Source organism: Liquorilactobacillus satsumensis, assembly GCF_964065465.1.
Lineage (GTDB): Bacteria > Bacillota > Bacilli > Lactobacillales > Lactobacillaceae > Liquorilactobacillus > Liquorilactobacillus satsumensis.
Genome location: NZ_OZ061606.1, coordinates 2,462,645 through 2,485,887, shown reverse-complemented (window position 1 = coordinate 2,485,887; position 23,243 = coordinate 2,462,645). Strand labels below are relative to the sequence as shown.

Genomic DNA, 23,243 nt, shown 5'->3' with positions numbered 1-23,243 from the left:
TTCTTCTCTTCTTAATGCCTAATTATTTTTGCCCTTTTCCCCCCAATATTTTTGTTTGAAGTGTTCCCGGCCGCCTTCTTCAAGAGCAAAGCGCGCCGGATTTTTTTTATAGAATTCCTGATGGTAATCCTCTGCTTCATAAAAAGGTTGTGCATCTTCAATCTGGGTCACAATTGGAGCTGTAAAACGTCCGCTCGCAGCAAGTGCTTGCTTAGAAGCTTCCGCAATTTTCTTTTGCTCATCACTATTGGTAAAGATCACCGGGCGATAGCTGTCCCCACGATCTTGAAATTGTCCCATTGCATCTGTTGGATCAGTTTGCTGCCAATAAATTTCTACTAGCTGCGCATAAGAAATCAGTGTAGGGTCAAACGTGATCTTAACGGCTTCTGTATGCCCAGTTGTATGGGCACAAACTTCCTCATAAGTCGGATTTGGAACATGTCCACCGGTATATCCAGATACTACTTTTAAAATGCCTGGTTGTTGATCAAACGGTTTAACCATGCACCAAAAACAGCCACCTGCAAAAATTGCAGTCTCTTTTTTCTCACTCATTTATTTTCCTCCCAGCTCAAGTTCATGTATAAGATAACTTAAAAATATTTTTTCAGCAAGAGACTTGGTTTGAAAACATGTCATAAATTGCTTTTACCGAATATTGTAGCATGCTTTTCGATTCTAACAGCAGTCCACACAAGTCTTTGTTTGAGTACATTCCTCGCTATCTGAAATCAAAAAAGGGACCGCATCAAATCTAGTTTTTGATCCAGCCCCTCTTTTGATTTTTTAAACCGACTTTAGACATTACAGTTTCCAAGTAACAAACTTAGTCCCACAAAAATTAGTCGTCAAAAACCCGGATGGTACCACGTGCTTACCTGCTAATGCTTGCAGTTAAATACCACCCGAGCATAGACATAGTTGTCTTTAAACTAAAACTTGTTGGTCTACTCTTCTTCAGTAGTTTCCAAATGAAGTTCATCAAGTTGTTTTTGAGCAACAGTGCTAGGCGCATTTGTTAATGGCTCAGATGCCTTTGAGTTCTTAGGAAATGCAATTACTTCACGGATATTATCCTTGTGGGTCAGCAACATTGCAAAACGATCAAGCCCAATTGCCAGCCCGCCATGTGGTGGAAAGCCATAATCAAGCGCATCAATAAAGAAACCAAATTGCTGTTCTGCTTTTTCTTTGGTAAAGCCCAACGCCTTGAACATCTTTTCTTGCACTGAGCGCTGATGAATTCGGATTGAACCCCCACCTAATTCATACCCATTCAAAACGATATCGTAACTTTGAGCGTGTGCTTTATGTGGATCAGTATCCAGCAACTGAACATCTTCTTCATTTGGCATTGTGAAGGGATGGTGCGCTGCAATATACCGATGGAACTCCTCACTATATTCAAATAATGGCCAATCAACCACCCATAAGAAAGCAAATTTGGCTTCATCAATCATCCCTTGTTCCTTGGCAATACTTGTACGCAAATATCCTAAAGAATCAGCGACTACTTTGCGTGTATCAGCAGCAAAGAGGATCAGATCACCGGTATGAGCACCTGCAGCCTGCTTAACCTGGTCAGCGCTGTCTTTGAAGAACTTGGCAATTGGACCTGAGAAACCGTCAGCTGTTACTTTTAACCATGCCAGTCCTTTTGCCCCAAAGCGCTTCAAATATTCCTGCTTTGCATCAATTTCTTTGCGTGAATATTTATCTGCCCCTTGTGGCACAGTAATTGCCTTGACTTGACCGCCATTTTGCAGAACATTTTGGAAAACTTTAAAATCAACATCCTTAACTGCTGCTGCCATATCAATCAATTCCATCCCAAAACGAATGTCAGGTTTGTCGGAACCGAAACGATCCATGGCCTCATTCCAAGTGATGCGCTGCAGTGGCAATTCAATGTCAATATCCAAAACATCCTTCATCACCCGTTTAAGCAAACCTTCCGTAAGATCTTGAATTTCTGCTGCTGTTAAAAATGACGTCTCTAAATCAACTTGCGTAAATTCTGGTTGGCGATCACCACGCAAATCCTCATCACGGAAGCACCGTGCAATTTGGTAGTAGCGATCAAATCCAGCTCCCATCAAAAGCTGTTTGAAAAGTTGCGGCGATTGGGGTAAAGCATAGAAATGGCCAGGATAAACACGTGAAGGCACCAGATAATCGCGCGCACCTTCAGGCGTTGATTTTGTCAAATATGGGGTTTCAATATCAATAAATTGCTCTTCTTCTAAATATTTATGGATAGAAGTCGTGATTTTACTACGTAGGATCAACGACTGTTGCATCTCTGGACGCCGCAAATCCAAGTAACGGTACTTAAGGCGTAAATCATCTGAGACATTAATCCCGTCTTCAATATAAAATGGAGGAGTCTTTGCTTTGTTCAGTAAATGAACTTCATGAATTTCAACTTCGATTTTCCCCGTCTTCATATTGGGATTATTTGCCCCTTCACCACGCGGAACAACCTTTCCTCGCGCCTCAATTACATACTCACTGCGCAAATCATCGGCGATTTTCAGTGCTTCTTCATTGAATTCATGGCTGAATACTAACTGTACAATTCCCTCGCGGTCACGCAGATCAATAAAAATCAAATTGCCTAGATCGCGGCGCTTTTGAACCCAGCCTTTTAAACAGATTTCCTGTCCTAGATACGTTTCATCTACTAATCCACAATAAGTTGTTCTTTCCATTTTTTGCCTGTTCTCCTTCTTAATTTATGCACGTAGCTGTTTAATTAGCTCTGCGAATTTTGTATAAACAGCACCAAGAGGTACCTTGATTTCCTTTCCGCTTTCCATTTCCTTTAGATTTACTTCTTTTTGTGCTAACTCTTCTTCACCTAAAGTCAATGTAAAGTGCGCACCTAAACGACTGGCTGCTTTGAATTGTCCCTTAGGCTTGCGTTTTAAATAATCTCGCTCAGCATTAAATCCAGCAGTACGCAAACTTTGAACCAATTTGAGGGTTTCAACATTGGTTGCTGCACCGATTCCAACCACATAAACATCTAGTTCATTATTAAGTGGCAGTTGAATGCCTTCAGCTTCGAGTATCAATAAAAGACGTTCAACGCCCAGCCCAAATCCAATTCCAGGTGTCTCAGGCCCCCCAAGTTGTTCAACAAGCCCGTTATACCGGCCACCTGCACAAACAGTCGTCCATTTGCCACCAAAAGCTTTTGAGTTGCTCATTAATTCAAAGATAGTGTGGTTATAGTAATCTAGTCCACGTACCATACTAGTGTCAACCTCAAATGGAATCTCTAAAGCTGTCAGCAGTTCTTTAACACCCTCAAAATGTGCCTGTGCTTCAGGGGTCAAGTAATCAAGAATCCGTGGTGCTTTCGCTACAATTTCTTGATCCTGCTGATCTTTGCTGTCAAGAACACGCAACGGATTTTTATGCAGTCGTTCTTGGGAATCAGCGCTCAATTGTGCTGTCAGCGGCTCAAGATAAGCAATCAATGCCTGTCTGTACCGCGTGCGTGATTCATTATCACCCAAAGTATTCAATGCCAGCTTCAAATCTTTCAGCCCTAAACTATGTAAAAGTTCAACAGCCATTGCCATTACTTCAACATCTAGTGTTGGATTGTCAACTCCAAACGCCTCAACTCCGATTTGATGGAATTCGCGTAGCCGTCCAGCTTGAGGACGTTCGTAACGAAACATCGGTCCCATGTAGAAAGTCTTAAAGGGTTTTTGAATTTCAGGGCCATACAGTTTGTTTTCAACATAGGCGCGAACTACGCCAGCTGTCCCTTCAGGCCGTAAAGTAATATGCCGTTCTCCTTTATCATAAAAATCATACATTTCCTTAGTCACAATGTCTGAGGTTTCACCTGAAGTTCGTGAAAAGACCTCAAAGCTTTCAAAAATTGGCGTCCGGATCTCGTGATAACGATATCGTTTGAACAGTGTACGAGCAGCTTGTTCGACACTCTGCCATTTTTCAGATTCGCCAGGGATGATATCTGTGGTTCCCTTTGGGCGTTGATATTTCATTAATATTTCCTCCTTAATAAAATCTTATTTGTTGCATAAAAAAAACCCCGCCGAAGACATCGACAAGGGTGCAAGAGTGCACGGTACCACCTTAAGTTATTACTCTAGTAGGATAACGTTCCATACGGCATGCAACAAACATGCACCTCAAGAGTGTCATTCGCCCGTGAATTTCAGTGGGCTCACACCAATTCCCACTCGCTAGTTGAAACTCAACGAACTACTCTTCTCTCTTCCGGCTTCATATACTGACACTAAGATACTCGAAAAGTTACACAAAGTCAAGTTGTGAAAAAAATGTCTTCCAAATACGAATGTTTTCGTTGTTTTCGTATAAGTTTGCTATAATTAACAGGATAACAAATTGAAACGATGGAGTCCTAGTATTGAAAAACAGTAAAAAAGAAAAACGTCAGCTTAAAAAAAGACATTTAATTTTAAGCATCCTGGTGGTCCTCTTAACTGGGATACTTTTCTTCCGCACCTTAAATTATTTCAGACAAGTGATCATCGAAGCTCCAACAGCCAGCTTAAAAAAGGGACCTGGCATTGAATATTCCCAACTTAAAACACTAAAAAAAGGCAGCAGAATTACCATTATCCGTTCAAAATATCATTGGTTTTATATCAAAACTAGTGATAATCACTTTGGCTGGATTGCAGACTGGAATCTGGCCACTAAAGAACGCAATCAAATTGACGACCTAGCCGACGCAACCATTGTTCTTGATCCCGGACATGGTGGTGCTGATTCAGGGGCTCTTTCTGCTAACGGTCGGATGGAAAAAACATATACCTTGAAAGTAGCTAAAAAAGTGGCCGCAAGTTTGCGTCAGCGTGGCGCAAAAGTCTACCTCACCCGTTCAGCTGATAAATATGTAGATCTCGAACCACGTGCACAACTTTCAAATAACGTCCACGCTGATGCTTTTATCAGTTTTCACTTTGATTCTTCACCTGTGGAAAATGGAGCTTCTGGAATTACTACGTATTATTATCATCAAAAGACTTCTTATAGTTTAGCTAAAAGTGTTAACTCACAATTCAAGGCACTTAGTCTCGAAAATCGCGGCATTGACTTTGGCGATTTTCTAGTCATCCGCGCCAATAATTTCCCTAGCATTCTCCTTGAAATGGGATACATCAACAGCAGCCGCGACTTTGAACAAATCAATTCTGCAAGTTATCGCAATCAAGTCGCCAGTGATGTCGTACGTGGCTTAAAAGCATATTTTGATTCCAAAAATTAAAGTATACTTACAGCTTAACGTGCTGAGCAGCCACAAAAACGTAGTTCAAGCACTTGGGTCCATAAATTCAACTAAAAAACAATTGGACCATAATTATAAAGCAGCCTTCAATTCACTGATTCTTCGATCACACTCAATCTTTGCAATAATTGTTTGGTCTGGATCAAACAGGTATCCCTGCATCCCGGCGCGCCGTCCCGCTTCTACATCAAGTGGCCGATCTCCAACCATTACAGCTTCTGTGCGGATAATCCCGAACTTTGTACACAGGTAATTCAAAGAAGCCGGATTCGGTTTGCGTGGAAAATGAGCATCTCCGGTCACTGCTCCCGAAAAAAATTCGGCGAGTTGATCACGCACCAGCAGCTGCCATGCACTGTGATCCCGATGTGTTAAAAGAAAATTGCGACCACCGCGGGCCACAACTTGTTTGCAAACCTCACGCGCACCACTAAAAGGATGCTCGTCTTTTTGCGCCTGCTGTTCCCGTTGCCGATAGTCCTGCACAATCTTTGCTTGGGTCGTTGTGGGCAGATCGTTTGTATAGAAAGCAAAGGTTTGTCCTAGTGAAGAGCGCCGCATTCGCAGATAGACTGCCTGAGCGTTTACCTCAATACCATAATCTTGCAACGTTTCTTTAAACGCTTTGACCATGACTGGATATGTCTGATAAAGTGTCCCGTCAAAATCCCAACAATAATCGCGCATCTTTGCCCCTTTCCAGCTACTTAAGTGCTGCCTTGCGCCTAATCCAACCAACTGCAACATTCATTGCCAAACGACATGCATTGGTTTCATCCAGCGCATTTTTAACAACGAAGTCATGAATCGTACCTTGGAAACGAATTTGTGAAACATTCCCACCCGCATCCCGCATCTTACGTGCAAAAGCTTCTCCTTCATCTCTAACGACGTCTGCCTCAGCCGTAATAATTAAAGTTTCCGGCAATTGCCGCAACTGTTCAAACGTGGCTCGCAAAGGCGAATAAAGAAACGTTGCTTTGTCTTGTACTTGTCCTAAATACTGCTGCCAGGACCACTTCATCTGCTCACGTGTCAGATCGTACCCACCAGCGAATTGATGATAAGAATTTGTATCAAAATTTGCATTCGTCACGGGACAAAAAAGCACCATTTTATAAATTCGTGGCAGTTCGATACTATTGGGATGCATCAAAGCAAGTGCTAATGCAAAAGTTCCACCAACATCATCACCGCCGACAAGTAATCTTGATAAATCAAATGGATAAGATTTCGCCAATTCCGGCAGCTTTTCAAACACAACTTGCAGCTGGTTAAGCTGGACCGGTGCCTTAACTTCTGGTGCGAGCGAATACGAAACAAATACGGCAGCAACTCGTGCACGAGACACCAATTCGCGGATCAACTTATCATGCGTCTTTACATTTCCTGAAATAAACTGCCCTCCGTGGACGTAAAATAACACTGGAAGCTTCTCATCTTCCTTCAGATCTTTAGGATACAGTATTCGAACCGGAACTTTCCCTCCTAGCTTAGTAGGAACGGCAACTGTTACGTCCTGATAACGTACATCATGCAAATAGACAACGGCACGCTGCTCGAGCTCAAATCGCTCTCTGACCACCTTCACCCCAAAAGTAGTCGGCACAAAACTGTTATTGTGCTGCTCGCAAATCTGTTTTGCTTCCTTTTCCAACGAAATCAATTGCATTAGCGCTCTCCCCTTTACACTAACTGATCTGTATCATACACCAGTGTCACTGGCCCGTCATTCACAAGTGAAACTTCCATCTCTGCTCCAAAAATTCCCTCAGCAACAGGTGTCCCACTAGCGCGTAGCAGCTGATTAAAAGTCTGATAATTTTGTGCTGCAATTGTTGGATTCTGCGCAAGAGTAAAACTTGGACGATTTCCTTTGCGAAGTGCCGCGTAAAGTGTAAATTGCGAAACAGAAAGAATCTCTCCTTGAACCTGTTTAATACTAAGATTCATTTTCCCAGCAGTATCAGAAAAAACACGGACATTACTGATCTTATGCGCGATTCGCTCTAATTGTTCCTGTCCATCGCCTTCTTCAAAACCAACCAAAAGTAAAAAGCCTTGTTTAATCTGCGCAATTTGCTGACCTGCAACTTGCACACTTGCCTGTGAGACTCGTTGTAAGACCACTCGCATCGTCACTTTCCCCCTAATGAATTGTTCTCTTAACTACATAAACATCTGGCACCCGTTTAATGTTATCAATTACGCGCTGCAGATGAATCCGATCTCGGATTCCGACTGTAACGTCCATCGTCGCTAATTTATTATTATCAACGCGTCCATTAACAGAACTTAACTGCCGTGTACTGTTATTTAAAGCTTGCAAAATATCGTTTAAGAGCCCAGAACGATTGTAGCCCTGAATTTGTAAATCCGTATTGTAGTAGGTTTTGTTGTCAGCCGTCATATTCCACGAAACAGCAATCAGACGTGTGCCTGACTTTTCTGCATTTTTAACATTCGGACAGTCCACCCGATGCACAGAAACTCCCCGGCCTTTCGTAATATAACCAACAATGTCATCTCCTGGAATCGGATTACAACAGTGGCTCAATCGTACTAGCAGGTTATCGACGCCTTCTATGATAATTCCTTCATCATTTTTATTCTTACGACCATCAAGCTGATTTTCCCGTGTCAGTTCCTGATGATCCTCCAAGAGTGCTTTTTCTTCCTGCCGTTTACGATCTGTTTCTTTTTCCTCACGAATTTTTTCCGTCAGAATATTATTGATTCCAAGCGGAGCTAACTCTCCAAAACCGAGTGCTGCGTATAAGTCATCCACACTCGAGAATTTCTTTTTGCGTAATACTTTCTCTAAATTCTCGCTTGTCAAGACTTTCTTTGGTTCATAACCTAACTCCAGCAGGCTTTCATCAATAATCTCTTTGCCTTTGTCGATGTTTTCAACTCGATCCTGCTGTTTGAAAAAGCGTTTAATCTTATTACGTGCCTTGCTAGTATGAACCAATTTAAGCCAATCACGACTGGGTCCTGCGGAATTCACAGAAGTTAAAATATCAACAATATCTCCATTTTTGACCTGGTAGTCAAGCGGTACAATTTTGCCATTAACCTTTGCACCAACCGTTTCATTGCCGATTTCTGTATGAATAGAGTAGGCCATATCAAGCGGCCCAGCTCCTTTTGGAAGTTCAAAAACATCGCCCTTAGGTGTAAAAACATAAACTCGATCACCAAAAAGATCGCCCTTAACACTCTCCACAAATTCAGCAGCATCATTGCTTTCATCTTGGAGTTCAATAATTTCTTTAAACCAGTTAAGTTTGGTGCCGGTATCATCTTGTTTGATCGCGTCTGTCTTACCTTCTTTGTATGCCCAATGAGCAGCGATCCCATATTCAGCTACCCGGTGCATCTCTGAGGTTCTGATCTGCACTTCAAAGGGTCTGCCGTTGGGCCCAATCACTGTCGTGTGCAATGATTGATACATATTTGCTTTTGGCATTGCAATATAATCCTTAAATCTGCCCGGCATCGGTTTCCAACGCGTATGAATTGCACCTAAGACCGCATAACAATCTTTAATCGAATCTACAATCACCCGCACAGCCAACAGATCATAAATCTGACTAAACTGTTTGTGTTGATCTTTCATCTTCCGGTAAATTGAATAAATATGCTTTGGCCTGCCATAAATCTCGCAGTTCAAGTCAAGATCAGCAATCGAACTGCGAATTTCTTTGATAGCTTCCTCGATGTAGTGCACACGCTCAATTCTTTTAGAATTCATCAGATGAACAATTCGGTAGTACTGCTGCGGATTAAGGTAACGCAGCGAACTATCTTCAAGTTCCCATTTGATTGTGCTGATTCCTAACCGATCAGCCAACGGAGCATAGATTTCCAGAGTTTCATTTGCGATGCGGCGTTGCTTATCGGGGCGCAGATGATTAAGTGTGCGCATATTATGCAAGCGGTCCGCTAATTTGACGATAATTACCCGCAGATCTTTTGACATCGCCAACAATAGCTTCCGGTGATTTTCTGCCAGCTGCTGTTGATGCGATTTATAGCGGATTTTGCTCAGCTTGGTGACACCATCAACAATGACCTCAACATCGTGGCCAAAAAGTTCCCCCACATCTCCGAGCGTCACAGGTGTATCTTCCACAACATCATGCAAAAAGCCCGCACAAACAGTCGCCGGATCCATCCGTAGATCAGCAAGAATTCCTGCCACCTGAATAGGATGAATAATATACGGCTCACCAGATTGACGGCGCTGTTCCTTATGCACATAGCTTGCAAAAGCATACGCCTTTTTTACCAACGCTACGTGCTCTTTATTCATATATTTTTGCACCATTTTGATAACATCATCGGCGCTCCAAATTGTTTCTCTTTCCATCTTGTCCACCCCTACAAAAAAATATAAATAAAAACACGTACTCTAAAAGACGTGCTTTCCACCGTGCGCTAACTATTTTTTAGTTGCCCCATATGCAAGTAGAGCAACCACAATATAAACCAATGCGAAATAATAGGCATAGCTTTCAAAAAAGAGCCGGACTCCTCCAAGATAGATTAGCGGGAAAAAGAGCAGGTAGACTGCCGGTTGCTTTCTAGCTCCTACAATTATCCCGGTGATGATTGCATAAACAATGTTGATTCCAAATAAAGCAAAACCAATCCGTGAAACATCGCTTAGATTAAGTTCTTCAAAAATGATTGGCACTACTAAAGAGATTGCTGCCGCAAATGCCAAATACCAGATAGTTGTTAATGAAAATAAATGTTTAGTATTCATCGAAACCCTCACTTCTCAATAATTGCTTCTATTTTACCCTAATTCAAGGACGAAAGAAAGCGCGGCAAGCAAATACAACGGAGCTGTCTCTGCTCGCATAATACGAGGGCCTAGACCCGCCAGTTCAAAAGCTTGCGCACGCAAATCGGAAATTTCGGCGGCTGAAAGGCCGCCTTCTGGTCCAAAAACTGCGATTAAACTCTTCTGTTTTCCCTTTTCAGCAGCTTGCAGTGCTTCAAATAAACGTTTCAAAACCGCTTTTTCTCCTTGCTTAGCTGCTTCTTCATATGCTGTCACTTTATAATCAAATTCATTAAAAGCAATTTTGTTCAAACGTGGAGCAAAAGTAACTTGCGGTGTCACCACTCGATGCGCTTGTTCAGCAGCATTTTGTGCAATTTTTTGCAAACGAGCTACTTTTTGGGGTTGTTTTTTAGAATCCCACTTTGCAACCGAATACTCGCCCCCAAAGAAAATAAAATTGGCTGCTCCCAGTTCAGTCCCCTTTTGCACAATCCATTCAGCCTTATCTTTTTTAGGCAAGCCACAGGCAAGTGTGACTCTTACCGGCAACTCCACCTGATGCTCGAAGCGCTTAAGTACCCGAACTTTGGCTGTTTGAGCAGTAACCTCAACAAGTTCAACCAAAAGCACCTGTTTTTGGGTTGTCACTACTTCAAAACAATCACCTTTTTTCATGCGCATCACCACAATTGCATGTTGATATATCTCTGAAGGCAACCCAAATAATTCCGGCAGGTCGGCCTGTTTTACAAAGTATCTCTGCATCCGTTAATCCCCGCCTTTACTCTTTTGAAGTACCAATGAGACCCACTTGCCATCTGAAGTGGCCTGTTGTAGTGTTAACCCCTGTTTGTCTGCCTGTTCCACCAGAAGCTCTTTTTTAGTAACAATTATGCCAGACATAATCAGCTTGCCATTTTCCTTAAGATGTAATCCGACTTGGGGTAGCAACAGTTCCTGAACCTCCGGTAAAACATTTGCAACTATTAGATCTACTGCATCCGGAGCTCCTTGAAGCAGATTACCTTGCTTGACAATCACCTTAGACTGGACACCGTTTGCTTTAAGATTACGTTTAGCTGAAGCAACCGCTTGTTCATCAAGATCACTCGCAAAAACTTGCTGTGCACCAAGCCTGCACGCTGCAATACTTAAAACCCCAGAACCAGTTCCAACATCAATCACTGTTTCACCACCGCGCAGACAATTTTCCAAAGCAGCAAGTGCAAGTACCGTTGTAGGGTGTGTCCCTGTCCCAAACGCATCCCCAGGGTCGAGTCTAAGCAGCACTTCACCTGCTTGTCGCGCTTGATATTCTTCCCAAGTCGGCACAACTGTCAAATAGCGTGTAATTCTTTGGGCATGGTAATATTTTTCCCATTCATGTGCCCATTTCTGATCATCAACTTTCACCAGTTTGACTTCCAAACGCTGAACGTCAAAACCAAATTGTGCGAGTGCTGCGACCCGTTGTTTAGCCTTTTTAAGTTTTTCTTGGGCTTCTTTTGCATTGTTGAAATAACTACTGAGGTAAAGAAGCCCTGTCTGTTTTAACAGAGCGGTTTCTTTTTGAATCCCTGCAGTCCCCAAGTCATATAAAATAGCTTCAACTGCAGTCTCAGCTTCTTGTGTAGTTGTAATTGTTAACTTTTGCCAGTGCAACTTATTCCCTCCATGTTGATACAGCTTAATTATAATTTAGGATACGCTAGCCAATAATCTTTATCTTGCACCTGTCGTTTTTCTGCAAGTATCCGTGAAAACTCTTCAGCGGACCATTCGAGCTCAAATAGTGTTATTTTTGAACTGTCGCTGCTATTCAAAAACTCGATTAAATCAGACTGGCTGTTATCTAATAAAATCTGCAAATAGGTCAACAATGCTTCTCCTTTTGCAAGTTCCCAGCCCTTTTGACCATCAAATGGCAAACATACAAGATAATCGTCTTGCACTCTGCGTGGGTCAAAAAATACTCGATCATAGAGCAGAATTGCATCCACGAAAGTAATCGCGGGTTTAGGTGAAGTTTCACCGGTCATATCAAGAAACAACGCACGTGCCTTTTTTTCCATTACAAAAGTTATTTCAATCGTAAAGGTATGTTGTTCCTTGTTCCATGAAAGTTCCAGTTGTCCATCAAAGTCCAGTTTTGATAGCCCTAGTTTTAAAAAATCAAGAAGATCGAATTTCATTGCTCCACCGCCTTAAGAAGAAGTAACTATTTTTTAATCACAAATTTGGAAATATCTATCCTCGTTTTTTGCACGTTCTGTTGCATAAACCTAATTTAATATTAGTATTTTTGCTGGTTCGTGACAACATATTAATTGAACTGCAGCAAATCTTAATTAAACAACAACAGCATTTTTTCAAAAGACTTGAGCATAAAGTCACCAGCAGTAAAATGTTGCGCTGCTCTTAGATAGTTTTCTTTAGTCCTATCGAGGGTACTAATTCCGACAATACAAGACCAGACAAAGGCCGCTCCTTGCTCATTAGCCATCTCGGCGGAAAAACGTCCTTCAGCTCGTCCTTGCACTAGGATTGCCTTAAGCAGCTCTAAAATTTCAGCGTTTAATTGATAATATTTTTGCAATACAACTTCGCCAAGTTGCAGTTTCTCGAGCGTAGAACCTTCATAATAGATGATTGCTTCTAAATATACAGGAAAATCATTTCTAAGGGTGACAATACTATTAAAGAATAGGCGTAGTTTTTCCAATGATCCCGTTGGTCCTGCAGTTGCCATTTTTTTTTCAAGGATTGCCTGGAATTTTCGGTAACCTCTAAGCGCAATTTCAAAATAAATCTGTTCTTTACTATTAAAATAAACATAAAGTGTTTTTTTACTAAATTCAGCTTCTTTAGCAATTTCGTCAATTCCTGCGGTTGCGTAATCCTTTTGTGCAAAAATTCGTTCTGCAGCATCAATCACGTCCTGCTGCTTTAATTTCCTTTCGCGAAATTTTCTTTCCAGCTGTCCCAATTTTTAATCTCCTTTACTTTCCAACTCGGCTCACGTGACCTTCAATCACAAAAACTACACTCTGAGTTACACAAAATCTACTAACATTATATATCAACAATCAGGTTTAGCAAAACTCTTTGTTTGAAAACTTAAACAGTGCTTAATATCTCTCATCCTAAGTCACTGGTCAGCTGCACTTTTTTTTGCTAAGATTATCTTGATTGAATTTTTCAATATTACATCACGGAGGTCTCACCATGACTAAATATAAGCTAATTCTCGATCTTGATACTGGAATTGATGATGCACTTGCCATCGCTTATGCCCTAGCTGATCAGGACTGCGAGTTGATTGGCATCATCGGCTCTTACGGCAACGTTGTTGTTGAACAAGGAGTACGCAACAGTTTGGATCTGCTTTCTTTGCTAGGCGCTGCTGATGTCCCAGTCTATCAAGGATTACCATGTGCTTCGACCAAAAAAAATTTTGTTGTTGAACCAATCAGTGCTCAAATTCATGGTAAAAATGGAGTTGCCAATCTTACGCTCCCCCATGCACCACGACAAGTAGCTGAACAAGACGGCGTTGATTTCCTGATCACGGCAATCCATAAGTACCAACATAATTTGCTTTTCGTACCTACAGGCCCCTTAACCAACCTTGCAGCCGCTATTAAAAAAGATCCTGAAATCGTTCAGTTGATTGGTGGAGTAACCTTTATGGGCGGTGCACTAAGCGTTCCGGGTAACGTCACCCCTGCAGCTGAAGCTAACCTGCACCAAGACCCAGCGGCTGCGAATGAAGTTCTACGCAGCAGACTTCCATTAACGATGGTTGGTTTAGACGTTACCACACGTACATTACTGACTAAAAAAGAAACTCAAACATGGCGCTCACTTGGAACTTCGGCAGGTAGCATCTATGCCGATCTAGTTGACTACTATATTGATGCCTATCAAGTTACAAGTTCCCATTTGGCCGGCTGTGCACTTCATGATCCGCTTGCTGTTGCAGCTGCCTTGGAGCCTAGCTTGTTACAGACATTTTTCTTGAACATGAAAGTTGAGACAGTTCCTCCATTTGAAGGACGCACAATTGGTGATGAAAAACGGATCAATGAACCAGCTACCACAACACAAGTAGCTTTAAATGTCGACAAAAAAAGATTTGTCAATAAGTTTATGAATCGTCTCACCACCTTATTTGCAGATCATTGATTTTTAATTGAACGAGGTGTTCTTATGCAACTTACCGGGGTCGTATTATATCTTTTATGGCTTTTCCTGTTAATCCTTAAATACATGAAACTTCCTAAGGATCGAAGCTTTTCTTATCGCCACGTTTTTTGGGGAAGAATTGCGTGGTTTAGGAATTCGCGGACGCTCATTTTACTATTTTCGCTGTTTATCTGTGAACTCTTTCTCCCTTTGCGCGGACTTTACTTTCTTTTCTTTGCAACAGGACTATTGCTTGCACTGATGTCATTGGCAAATCTTCGGTTACAGACCGGTAGACTCGGAGCAACACTTGGTGTGCTCGCATTAGGCATTTTGATCTCATCTTTTTCATATTTCTTTGTCTTTAGTTAAACGGTTTTCTAAAACAATTACAAGCTCAGCTATATCCTGAATTTCAGCCTAGTTTTCTTAAGGATTGCGCCAGTATGTCACAAAAATCCTCTAATTGGAACCTGTAACCATGCTAATTCGGATATTGCAATCTAAAACGAAGAGAGTGTGACATAAGTCGGGAAAATTTGAGTACTAACTCGAAATTACGAACATAGCGAGTACTTTGCTATGAGTAATTCGAAGTTAGACGGAAAATTTTGACTTATAGAACACGTTTATCCGGAATAAAAGAGGGGCTGTGACAAAATTTAACTTTTGTCACAGTCCCTTCTTGGCAGTTAAAGCTTTTTGTGTGAATTTGAGGATGTTTTCATTATAAGCTAAAAAATGGTCAAAGAAAGCCGATTTACCTACATTTTACATAATTTACTTTTTCATTACATAAAATCATTTTCAGTCTACAACCAGCATAAGTTCATTGCAATTGCGAATGCGCTCCATTTTCTGCTACACTTTACTTAATAAAAAAGGAGCTGATCAGATTGGCAACAATACTTGTTGTAACAACCGAAAATATCCCTGGAAAAAATTATGAGGTTCTTGGCGAAGTTTTTGGTCTGACAACGCAGTCCAAAAATGTTTTCCGTAATATCGGTGCTGGTTTTAAGAATATCGTAGGTGGAGAAATCAAAGATTATACTAAAATGTTAGAAGAATCAAGACAAATTGCAATCGAACGCTTACGTAATAATGCAGCTGCATTGGGAGCAGATGCGGTAGTCATGATGCGCTTTGACTCGGGTTCAATTGGTCAGGATATGCAATCAGTGGCAGCTTACGGAACAGCCGTCAAATACGTTTCATCGAATCAAGCCTAAATTGCTTATCTCGTTTCAACCTGATTGCTTGCCAAATCCGTTTAATTTGTAGACCACTTCAAAAAGTAATACGATAGCGGTAAAAGAAACTAAAGGAGCGTTCAAAATGAAACGAGTTATTATCTTAGGAGCCGCCGGTCAAATTGCAAAGTTAGTAGAGCCGATGCTGCTTACTCAGCATGATGTTCGTTTAACGCTTTTTCTGCGTCACCCCGAGAAACTCACTGATTCTGCTTTAGATAAAAAGCGCATCAAGATTATCACTGGTGATTGTACTCATTACACTGAATTGGTTGCTGCATTGGCCGATCAGGACATTGTCTATGCTAACTTAGCGGGTAAAGATATTGAAACACAAGCCGAAACGGTGGTCAAAGCCATGCGTGCTCAGGGACTCCGCAGACTAATCTGGATTTCAACACTTGGAATTTATGATGAAGTTCCAGGAGAATTTGGTCAATGGAACCGGGATATGCTTGGGGGTTACCTAGAAGCCTATTCCGCTGCCGCAGCCATTATTGAACACAGCGTTTTGGACTATACCCTTATTCGACCTGCATGGCTGCAGGACAAAGATGAAGTTAACTATGAGATAACTTCAAAAAAAAGAACCTTTTAAAGGAACTGAGGTCTCGCGCAAAAGTGTTGCCGCCTTGGTTGCCAGTTTGGTGGCGGACCCAACAGCCTACGTCAGACAGTCCATCGGGATCGATAAACCCGGCACTACCGGTGCACGACCTTTGTGGTATGCAAAATAGCAGGCAATTTCAGTATACAAAAGGCTGTAGCGTATCTGAGACCAGAGCGCTACAGCCTTTTTGTGCGTGGTTTCAGCAAGCGTTTAAATAAAGTTGTGGGCGTTTTTTAACAGCGACTTGCTTTACACTTATAATACAATTTTTGCAGAGAAAACGCATCCAATTTAACTTACCTATTTTACAGCCCTTGTTGTCGTATATCTTACACAAATTTTCTAATTTATAAGGCTTATTATTTGCGCCAGCTAGGTTCTTTCTCTTATACTTTTCATAAGGTCAAAACAAGGGAGGTTCTTTATTATGAGTTCAGAAGACAAGTTTGAAAATGCTAAAGACAAGGTTACGGGCAAAGCCAAGGAAGTCGGTGGCAAAGTTACGGGTGACAAAGAATTAGAATCTGAAGGAAAAGTTCAAAGTACACTTGGCAAAGCTAAAGATACTTTTGACGATGCAAAGGATGCTGCCAAAGGTGCTGCTAAAAGCCTTAAAGACAAACTTACCAAAAAAGATCACTAAATTTTTAAGTAATAACCAATGTTTGTTTCCACATTTTTGCTAAGTGTAAATTTTCAGTAATTTATGTAAGGGTTATGTAAATTTCCTTGTTCTTTATTACAGTTCGTTGTATGTTAGTAAAGGTCAAAGGACTTGTGTGGGCAACCTTGATCAAGACAGTCTACCATTGGATGAAATGGTAACACTTGGATAAAAAAAAGTGGTATTCAATAGCTTAAAAAAGGGACTGTGACAAAAGTTAACTTTTGTCACAGTCCCTCTTTTATTCCATATAAACGTGTTCCATAAGTCAAAATTCTCCGTCTAACTTCGAATTACTCATAGCAAAGTACTCGCTATGTTCGTAATTTCGAGTTAGTACTCAAATTTTCCCGACTTATGTCACACTCTCTCTTTTATTCCGGATAAACGTGTTCCATAAGTCAAAATTCTCCGTCTAACTTCGAATTACTCATAGCAAAGTACTCGCTATGTTCATAATTTCGAGTTAGTACTCAAATTTTCCCGACTTATGTCACACTCTCCCCTCTTTTATATGGACTCTAATCATTTAGTAGCTTTTAATTTTCTTCATCGGTCTTTAAAACTGCCATAAATGCCTCTTGCGGCACCTCTACAGTCCCGACTGCTTTCATTCTTTTCTTGCCACGCTTTTGTTTCTCTAAGAGCTTTGCACGACGATCCGGGTCCCCTGTATGAATTCTTGCCGTAACATCTTTGCGATATGCCTTAATATTCGTACGCGCAATAATTTTAGCTCCAATGGCCGCTTGAATCGGAATTTCAAAACTCTGACGCGGAATAATCGTTTTTAACTTCCCGGTGATTACCCGTGCTCTTTGCGCTGCAAACTTACGATGTGTAATAAAGCTAAGCGCATCAACCTTACTTCCATTTAGCAAGATATCAATCTTAACAAGATCACCCGGTCGCTCACCATCCAAATCATAATCAAGTGAGGCATAACCCTTAGTACTTGATTTTAACTTGTCAAAGAAGTCAAAGATAATCTCTGATAACGGCATCTCATAAATCACATTGACACGATATTCATCCAAATACTCCATCGTAACAAAGTTACCACGCTTATGCTGGCAAAGTTCCATGACAGCCCCAACGTAATCATTTGGCACCATAATTGTCGCTTTCACAAAAGGTTCATTGATGAGTTTAATACTAGAAGTTTCTGGCATTTCTGCAGGGTTTGAAACCGACTTATGTGTTCCATCTGTCAACTCAACATCATAGGTCACAGCTGGTGCAGTTGTGATCAGTTCCATATTGAACTCGCGCTCCAGCCGTTCTTGGACAACATCCATATGCAAAAGTCCTAAAAACCCGCACCGAAAACCAAAGCCTAGCGCCTGTGATGTCTCAGGTTCAAACTCTAATGCAGCATCATTTAACTGCAGTTTCTCTAATGCTTCACGCAAGTCATTATACTTTGCATTATCAGTTGGATAGAGTCCTGAATAAACCATTGGATTCATCTCACGGTACCCTGCAAGTGCTTTTGCAGCAGGCCTGTCTGCCAAAGTAACCGTATCACCAACCCGAGTATCCTGGATATCTTTGATACTTGCAGTAAGATAGCCGACATCACCTGCCATCAGCAAATCACGCTTTAAAGGCTTAGGCGAATTTACGCCAACTTCTGTGACTTCGTATTCCGTTTTACTATTCATTAGTCGGATGCGGTCTCCTGGTTTGACAATTCCTTCAAAAACACGAATGCTCAGGACTACGCCGCGATAATCATCATAAACTGAATCAAAAATTAAAGCCTTCAGGGGTGCCTGTAAATCTCCAGCAGGTGCAGGGACATCATGGACAATTTTTTCCAGCATCTCTTCGATCCCAATTCCCTTTTTCGCACTCGCTAACACAGCCGTTGAAGCATCCAGTCCAATTACATCTTCAATTTCTTGGCGCACTTCCTCTGGTCGTGCGGCTGGCAAATCAATTTTATTAATCACCGGAACAATCTCAAGTTCATCATCTAATGCCAAATAAACATTCGCCAGTGTCTGTGCCTCAACCCCTTGTGCAGCATCAACAACCAGTACAGCACCTTCGCAAGCTGCCAGACTGCGTGACACTTCATATGAAAAATCAACATGGCCCGGGGTATCAATTAAATGAAAGATATAAGTTTCTCCATCTTTTGCATGGTAGTGAAGCTCCACCGCATTTAATTTAATCGTGATCCCGCGTTCGCGCTCTAAGTCCATTGAGTCCAGCAATTGATCCTTCATCTCACGCTTAGAGACGGTTTCGGTCAGCTCGAGAATCCGATCTGCAAGGGTCGACTTTCCATGATCAATGTGCGCGACAATTGAAAAGTTACGAATCCTTTTCTGACGCTCCTGCAATTTCTCAATATCCATTCAAATTTCCTACTTTCCTACTCGAAATCTACTCTGCTTAATTATACCAATGCAATTCTCCAAAAACAACGCACTTACCCGCTCCAAAAAGAAAGGCTTTGAACACCTGCCTTAATAGCAAGTCTTTCAAAGCCTTGATTTTTTACTAGTTTTATTAACTAACGCTTTGCACGCTTTTTGAACCGATCGAAAAGCGATTCTTCACCGCGTACTTTTTCACCACTTGCTTCCGCAAATGCCTTAAGCGCTTCTCTTTGCTTCTGATTTAAGTCCTTAGGCGTAGCTACAGTAACAGTGACTTCTTCATCACCAGTCCCCTTGCCACGCAAGAACGGTGCTCCTTTACCGCGCAAACGGAAGACAGTCCCTGACTGAGTCCCTGCAGGAATCTTCAATTTAACATCACCGTGCACAGTCTTAACATCAACTTCATCACCCAGAGCAGCTTGAACAAAACTGATCGGCATAGTGAAGTAAATTTGTGCTCCGTCTCGCTTAAAGATTTTGCTAGGTGCAACATTGAAGACAATATAAAGGTCACCATAAGGACCGCCATTTTGACCCGCTTCGCCTTGTCCTTGCAAGCGCATTTGGTTGCCATCTTCTACTCCAGCAGGAATTGAAACTTCAACCTCATGTTTTTCTTGCGTATGACCAGAACCATGACAAGTTGAACACTTTTCTTTAATGATCTTGCCCTTTCCATGGCAATACTCACATTCTTGTTGTGTAACAACCTGTCCTAGCGGGGTTGCACGTTTTACGCGCATAAAGCCACTACCACCACAGTGGGAACAAGTCTCTGGTGAAGTCCCAGGTTTTGCGCCACTCCCACTACAAGTTTTGCAAAGTGCTTCACGTGTATATTGAATACTTGTCTTTTTACCAAAAACTGCTTCCTCAAATGTTAGGTCCATTTCATACTGCAAATCACGTCCCTGACGTGGTGCATTTGGATTTCGACTGCCACTTCCACCGCCAAAAAACGAACTGAAAATGTCTTCAAAACCGCCGCCGAAATCGCCAAAGCCACCGCCTTGATAATTACCACCAAAGCCTTGCTGACCGCCCATTGAACCATACTGATCAAACTGAGCTTTCTTTTGCGGATCACTCAGAATTTCATAAGCTTCATTAACTTGTTTGAATTTTTCTTCAGCACCAGGTTCCTTATTCAAATCAGGATGGTATTTTTTAGAAAGTCTGCGATAGGCTTTCTTGATCTCAGCAGCAGAAGCATCTTTCGATACACCCAAAACCTCATATGGATCTCTGATTTCTGCCATTATTTTCCTCCATGCATAAGAAGTTTTTCTAAACTAAAGCGTACCATACTGCAAGTTAAATAAAAAGGGCTGTGACAAAACTGATGTTTTGTGGCAGCCCTTCTATAAAACCGATCGAAATGTTTCAGAAAGTCGCTTCCTCTCAGCCAACCACTCGTGCTGATCGCAGTCAATTCGGACTACACTTATCATTCACTGTGTGCAAGAATGCTTAACTTCTGTCACATCTTCCTTCTTTCGGTTTAACCTGCGCAATGACTATTTCTTATCCTTATCATCGGGATTAACTTCCTTGAAGTCGCCATCGACTGTCTTTCCATCATCACCCTTTGCGGTCTGATCAGTCTTTTGATCTGCTCCGCCTTGAGCTTGTTGAGCTTGCTGTGCTTGTTGATAGAGTTTAACCGAAAGATCTTGAATGATTTTGTTCAAATCATCTTTCTTAGTCTTCATTTCTTCAACGTTATTAGCTTCTTGGGCCTTCTTCAACGCATCGCGAGCTTCTTCAGCTTTTTTAATCTCATCGTCAGAAACTTTACCTTTGACTTCTTTCAAAGTCTTATCAGTTGTAAAGAGTAATTGATCAACCTCATTCTTCAAGTCGACCTCTTCTTTACGTTTCTGATCATTTGCTTCGTTTTCTTTAGCTTCTTTAACCATACGTTCGATTTCTTCATCAGAAAGGCCGGAAGAACTCTTGATTGTAATCTTTTGTTCCTTGTTTGTTCCAAGATCTTTTGCCGAAACATTTACAATCCCGTTCTTATCGATATCAAACTTAACTTCAATCTGTGGTACACCACGTGGTGCCGGTGGAATGTCCGTTAACTGGAAGCGGCCAAGTGTCTTGTTGTCCGCAGCCATTGGACGTTCACCTTGGAGAACATGAATATCAACAGCTGGTTGGTTATCAGCAGCTGTCGAGAAGGTCTGAGACTTGCTTGTCGGGATCGTTGTATTCCGATCAATCAGCTTAGTGAAGACCCCACCCATGGTCTCAATTCCAAGTGATAACGGGGTAACATCAAGTAATACAACATCTTTAACGTCCCCAGTAATCACGCCACCTTGAATTGCAGCCCCTAATGCAACTGCTTCATCTGGGTTGACAGTCTTGTTTGGTTTGTGTGCTGTCTCAGCTTCAACTGCTTCTTGAACAGCTGGAATACGCGTTGATCCACCTACAAGAATAACTTCATCAATATCACTGTTAGCTAATCCTGCATCTTTTAAAGCATTGCGAACTGGCACTTTTGTCCGTTCTACAAGATCTGCCGTCAATTCATCGAATTTGGCACGTGAAAGTGTCTTTTCCAAATGCAAGGGACCATTCTCACCAGCAGTAATAAATGGCAAACTGATTTGTGCCGTTGAAATTCCTGAAAGATCTTTCTTAGCCTTTTCAGCTGCGTCTTTCAAACGCTGCATTGCCATCTTATCATTTGAAAGATCAATCCCATTTTCCTTTTTAAATTCAGAAACCAACCAGTCAATGATCTTATTATCAAAGTCGTCTCCACCTAAATGCGTATCCCCATTAGTTGAAAGAACTTCAAACACGCCATCACCTAATTCGAGGATCGAAACATCAAATGTTCCACCACCAAGGTCAAAAACAAGAATTTTTTCATCCTTGTCAAGTTTATCCAAACCATATGCTAAAGCTGCCGCAGTTGGTTCATTGACAATTCTTTCAACCTTCAACCCAGCGATCTTTCCAGCATCTTTTGTTGCTTGACGCTGACCATCGTTAAAGTATGCAGGAACCGTGATAACTGCTTGCGAAACTTTTTCACCCAAGTATGATTCAGCGTAATCCTTGATATACTGAAGAATCATTGCTGAGATTTCTTGAGGAGTGTACTCTTTATCTTCTACTTTGACCTTGTACCCAGCTTCTCCCATATGGCGCTTAATAGAAGAAATTGTGTTTGGATTTGTGATTGCCTGTCTTTTGGCAACTTCACCGACTTGAGTCTCGCCGTTTTTAAATGAAACAACGGATGGAGTAGTCCGATTACCTTCTGGATTTGTGATGATCTTGGCTTCTTTTCCTTCAAGAACAGCAACTGCAGAGTTGGTCGTTCCTAAATCAATACCAATAATCTTTGACATATTATCCTCAACCTCTTTTAATTTATTTTTACTGTGCGACTACAACCATCGCTGGTCGCAACACACGATCTTTTAACATATAACCATCTTGGAAAACTTCCACAACAGTTTCAGGCTTTTGTCCTTTTTCAACCGGAACTGTTTTCACAGCTTGATGAATGACAGGATCAAACGCTTGACCAAGTGCTTTAATTTTTGTAACGTGGTTGGCACCCAAAGCCTTTTCCATATCTTGATGAACCAGTTCAATTCCATGCTTCAGTTGCTTAGAAGCATCATCAGTAACCTCAATCTTCAAAGCGCGATCAAGGTTATCGATTACTGGCAGAACCTCTTTAGCAAGGCCTTGTCCATCATACTTCAAAAGCTTTTCCTGCTCTTTTTTAAACCGGGTATGCATGTTGGCCATCTCAGCTTCTGCTCTTAAATACTTATCTTCTAATTTATCGTATTTTTGCTGTAACTCAGTATAAAGCTTTTGGTAGTCAACCTTTTTTTCTTGAGCCGGTTTCTTTTCTGAACTGTTTTCAGCATCTTTTTCTGCGGCTGGTGCAGATTGTTCATGCTGGTCTTCAGCAACAACTGGCTCAGTTTTTTTTACCTTTTCATCAGTTTGCAAATCTGCTTGCGCGCTGCTTTCACTCTTCTTTGACAAACAAACACCCCT

21 protein-coding genes and 1 pseudogene are annotated in these 23,243 nt (G+C 41.5%); 6 read left to right on the top strand and 16 right to left on the bottom strand.

The annotated features are described in order from the left end of the window. Positions 1-18: 18 nt before the first annotated feature. From msrA to hisS, 3 genes are all read right to left on the bottom strand, one after another. Entirely contained in the window at positions 19-558 is a 540-nt protein-coding gene (gene msrA / locus AB3Y88_RS11675) for a peptide-methionine (S)-S-oxide reductase MsrA (RefSeq protein ID WP_056960262.1), read from the bottom strand. A 392-nt stretch (positions 559-950) separates the two neighbouring features. Continuing rightward, positions 951-2,714 (bottom strand): aspartate--tRNA ligase, encoded by a 1,764-nt coding sequence (gene aspS / locus AB3Y88_RS11670; RefSeq protein ID WP_056960260.1) that lies wholly within the window; start codon positions 2,712-2,714, stop codon positions 951-953. 24 nt (positions 2,715-2,738) lie between these two features. After that, entirely contained in the window at positions 2,739-4,028 is a 1,290-nt protein-coding gene (gene hisS / locus AB3Y88_RS11665; RefSeq protein WP_228887894.1) for a histidine--tRNA ligase, read from the bottom strand. 386 nt (positions 4,029-4,414) lie between these two features. Between hisS and AB3Y88_RS11660 the strand changes: the two genes are divergently transcribed. Next, on the top strand, positions 4,415-5,278 hold the full coding sequence (locus AB3Y88_RS11660) for an N-acetylmuramoyl-L-alanine amidase (RefSeq protein WP_228887893.1): 864 nt from the start codon (positions 4,415-4,417) through the stop codon (positions 5,276-5,278). A 93-nt stretch (positions 5,279-5,371) separates the two neighbouring features. On the opposite strand, the gene AB3Y88_RS11655 is transcribed toward AB3Y88_RS11660, so the two are convergent. From AB3Y88_RS11655 to AB3Y88_RS11615, 9 genes are all read right to left on the bottom strand, one after another. Next, on the bottom strand, positions 5,372-5,986 hold the full coding sequence (locus AB3Y88_RS11655; RefSeq protein WP_228887892.1) for an HAD-IA family hydrolase: 615 nt from the start codon (positions 5,984-5,986) through the stop codon (positions 5,372-5,374). A 16-nt stretch (positions 5,987-6,002) separates the two neighbouring features. Beyond that, entirely contained in the window at positions 6,003-6,971 is a 969-nt protein-coding gene (locus tag AB3Y88_RS11650; protein ID WP_228887891.1) for an alpha/beta hydrolase, read from the bottom strand. Between the two features lie 14 nt (positions 6,972-6,985). Next, on the bottom strand, positions 6,986-7,435 hold the full coding sequence (dtd, locus tag AB3Y88_RS11645; protein ID WP_228887890.1) for a D-aminoacyl-tRNA deacylase: 450 nt from the start codon (positions 7,433-7,435) through the stop codon (positions 6,986-6,988). Between the two features lie 13 nt (positions 7,436-7,448). Next, a complete protein-coding gene (locus AB3Y88_RS11640) occupies positions 7,449-9,674 on the bottom strand; it encodes a bifunctional (p)ppGpp synthetase/guanosine-3',5'-bis(diphosphate) 3'-pyrophosphohydrolase (protein ID WP_228887889.1) in 2,226 nt (741 codons plus the stop codon). 72 nt (positions 9,675-9,746) lie between these two features. After that, positions 9,747-10,073, bottom strand: a complete 327-nt coding sequence (locus tag AB3Y88_RS11635; RefSeq protein WP_054756331.1) for a hypothetical protein — start codon at positions 10,071-10,073, stop codon at positions 9,747-9,749. Positions 10,074-10,106: 33 nt separating this feature from the next. Beyond that, positions 10,107-10,862 (bottom strand): 16S rRNA (uracil(1498)-N(3))-methyltransferase, encoded by a 756-nt coding sequence (locus AB3Y88_RS11630; protein ID WP_228887888.1) that lies wholly within the window; start codon positions 10,860-10,862, stop codon positions 10,107-10,109. Positions 10,863-10,865: 3 nt separating this feature from the next. Continuing rightward, positions 10,866-11,759 carry a 50S ribosomal protein L11 methyltransferase gene (gene prmA, locus AB3Y88_RS11625; RefSeq protein WP_056960248.1) on the bottom strand — a complete coding sequence of 298 codons (894 nt, stop codon included), beginning with the start codon at positions 11,757-11,759 and terminating at the stop codon, positions 10,866-10,868. A 29-nt stretch (positions 11,760-11,788) separates the two neighbouring features. Next, positions 11,789-12,289 carry a DUF3013 family protein gene (locus tag AB3Y88_RS11620; protein ID WP_054756336.1) on the bottom strand — a complete coding sequence of 167 codons (501 nt, stop codon included), beginning with the start codon at positions 12,287-12,289 and terminating at the stop codon, positions 11,789-11,791. A 152-nt stretch (positions 12,290-12,441) separates the two neighbouring features. Then, entirely contained in the window at positions 12,442-13,083 is a 642-nt protein-coding gene (locus tag AB3Y88_RS11615) for a TetR/AcrR family transcriptional regulator (RefSeq protein WP_054756338.1), read from the bottom strand. A 239-nt stretch (positions 13,084-13,322) separates the two neighbouring features. Between AB3Y88_RS11615 and AB3Y88_RS11610 the strand changes: the two genes are divergently transcribed. The 5 genes and pseudogenes from AB3Y88_RS11610 to AB3Y88_RS11590 all read left to right on the top strand — a co-directional run bounded on the left by AB3Y88_RS11610 (position 13,323) and on the right by AB3Y88_RS11590 (position 16,788). Beyond that, the gene (locus tag AB3Y88_RS11610; RefSeq protein WP_228887887.1) at positions 13,323-14,282 is read left to right on the top strand and encodes a nucleoside hydrolase; all 960 of its coding nucleotides are present in this window, start codon (positions 13,323-13,325) and stop codon (positions 14,280-14,282) included. A gap of 24 nt (positions 14,283-14,306) precedes the next feature. Beyond that, the gene (locus tag AB3Y88_RS11605) at positions 14,307-14,654 is read left to right on the top strand and encodes a hypothetical protein (protein ID WP_228887886.1); all 348 of its coding nucleotides are present in this window, start codon (positions 14,307-14,309) and stop codon (positions 14,652-14,654) included. A 524-nt stretch (positions 14,655-15,178) separates the two neighbouring features. Continuing rightward, complete coding sequence (locus AB3Y88_RS11600) at positions 15,179-15,514, top strand: heavy metal-binding domain-containing protein (RefSeq protein WP_228887885.1); 336 nt, start codon at positions 15,179-15,181, stop codon at positions 15,512-15,514. A gap of 106 nt (positions 15,515-15,620) precedes the next feature. Continuing rightward, positions 15,621-16,272, top strand: a pseudogene (locus tag AB3Y88_RS11595) (SDR family oxidoreductase). Positions 16,273-16,572: 300 nt separating this feature from the next. Then, positions 16,573-16,788, top strand: coding sequence for a CsbD family protein (locus AB3Y88_RS11590; protein ID WP_054756347.1), 216 nt, complete (start codon positions 16,573-16,575; stop codon positions 16,786-16,788). 560 nt (positions 16,789-17,348) lie between these two features. On the opposite strand, the gene lepA is transcribed toward AB3Y88_RS11590, so the two are convergent. From lepA to grpE, 4 genes are all read right to left on the bottom strand, one after another. Next, positions 17,349-19,175: a translation elongation factor 4 gene (lepA, locus tag AB3Y88_RS11585; RefSeq protein ID WP_056960238.1), complete on the bottom strand. Its 1,827-nt coding sequence runs from the start codon at positions 19,173-19,175 to the stop codon at positions 17,349-17,351. Between the two features lie 158 nt (positions 19,176-19,333). Then, on the bottom strand, positions 19,334-20,461 hold the full coding sequence (gene dnaJ, locus AB3Y88_RS11580) for a molecular chaperone DnaJ (protein ID WP_056960236.1): 1,128 nt from the start codon (positions 20,459-20,461) through the stop codon (positions 19,334-19,336). Between the two features lie 258 nt (positions 20,462-20,719). Beyond that, the gene (gene dnaK, locus AB3Y88_RS11575; RefSeq protein WP_056960234.1) at positions 20,720-22,576 is read right to left on the bottom strand and encodes a molecular chaperone DnaK; all 1,857 of its coding nucleotides are present in this window, start codon (positions 22,574-22,576) and stop codon (positions 20,720-20,722) included. A 28-nt stretch (positions 22,577-22,604) separates the two neighbouring features. Next, positions 22,605-23,231, bottom strand: a complete 627-nt coding sequence (gene grpE / locus AB3Y88_RS11570) for a nucleotide exchange factor GrpE (RefSeq protein ID WP_228887884.1) — start codon at positions 23,229-23,231, stop codon at positions 22,605-22,607. Positions 23,232-23,243: the final 12 nt, after the last annotated feature.

What these genes read in the sequence shown, in the direction of transcription:
- msrA (WP_056960262.1), bottom strand. Translation starts at nt 558, where the DNA reads ATGAGTGAGAAAAAAGAGACTGCAATTTTTGCAGGTGGCTGTTTTTGG.
- aspS (WP_056960260.1), bottom strand. Translation starts at nt 2,714, where the DNA reads ATGGAAAGAACAACTTATTGTGGATTAGTAGATGAAACGTATCTAGGA.
- hisS (WP_228887894.1), bottom strand. Translation starts at nt 4,028, where the DNA reads ATGAAATATCAACGCCCAAAGGGAACCACAGATATCATCCCTGGCGAA.
- AB3Y88_RS11655 (WP_228887892.1), bottom strand. Translation starts at nt 5,986, where the DNA reads ATGCGCGATTATTGTTGGGATTTTGACGGGACACTTTATCAGACATAT.
- AB3Y88_RS11650 (WP_228887891.1), bottom strand. Translation starts at nt 6,971, where the DNA reads ATGCAATTGATTTCGTTGGAAAAGGAAGCAAAACAGATTTGCGAGCAG.
- dtd (WP_228887890.1), bottom strand. Translation starts at nt 7,435, where the DNA reads ATGCGAGTGGTCTTACAACGAGTCTCACAGGCAAGTGTGCAAGTTGCA.
- AB3Y88_RS11640 (WP_228887889.1), bottom strand. Translation starts at nt 9,674, where the DNA reads ATGGAAAGAGAAACAATTTGGAGCGCCGATGATGTTATCAAAATGGTG.
- AB3Y88_RS11635 (WP_054756331.1), bottom strand. Translation starts at nt 10,073, where the DNA reads ATGAATACTAAACATTTATTTTCATTAACAACTATCTGGTATTTGGCA.
- AB3Y88_RS11630 (WP_228887888.1), bottom strand. Translation starts at nt 10,862, where the DNA reads ATGCAGAGATACTTTGTAAAACAGGCCGACCTGCCGGAATTATTTGGG.
- AB3Y88_RS11620 (WP_054756336.1), bottom strand. Translation starts at nt 12,289, where the DNA reads ATGAAATTCGATCTTCTTGATTTTTTAAAACTAGGGCTATCAAAACTG.
- AB3Y88_RS11610 (WP_228887887.1), top strand. Translation starts at nt 13,323, where the DNA reads ATGACTAAATATAAGCTAATTCTCGATCTTGATACTGGAATTGATGAT.
- AB3Y88_RS11605 (WP_228887886.1), top strand. Translation starts at nt 14,307, where the DNA reads ATGCAACTTACCGGGGTCGTATTATATCTTTTATGGCTTTTCCTGTTA.
- AB3Y88_RS11590 (WP_054756347.1), top strand. Translation starts at nt 16,573, where the DNA reads ATGAGTTCAGAAGACAAGTTTGAAAATGCTAAAGACAAGGTTACGGGC.
- lepA (WP_056960238.1), bottom strand. Translation starts at nt 19,175, where the DNA reads ATGGATATTGAGAAATTGCAGGAGCGTCAGAAAAGGATTCGTAACTTT.
- dnaJ (WP_056960236.1), bottom strand. Translation starts at nt 20,461, where the DNA reads ATGGCAGAAATCAGAGATCCATATGAGGTTTTGGGTGTATCGAAAGAT.
- dnaK (WP_056960234.1), bottom strand. Translation starts at nt 22,576, where the DNA reads ATGTCAAAGATTATTGGTATTGATTTAGGAACGACCAACTCTGCAGTT.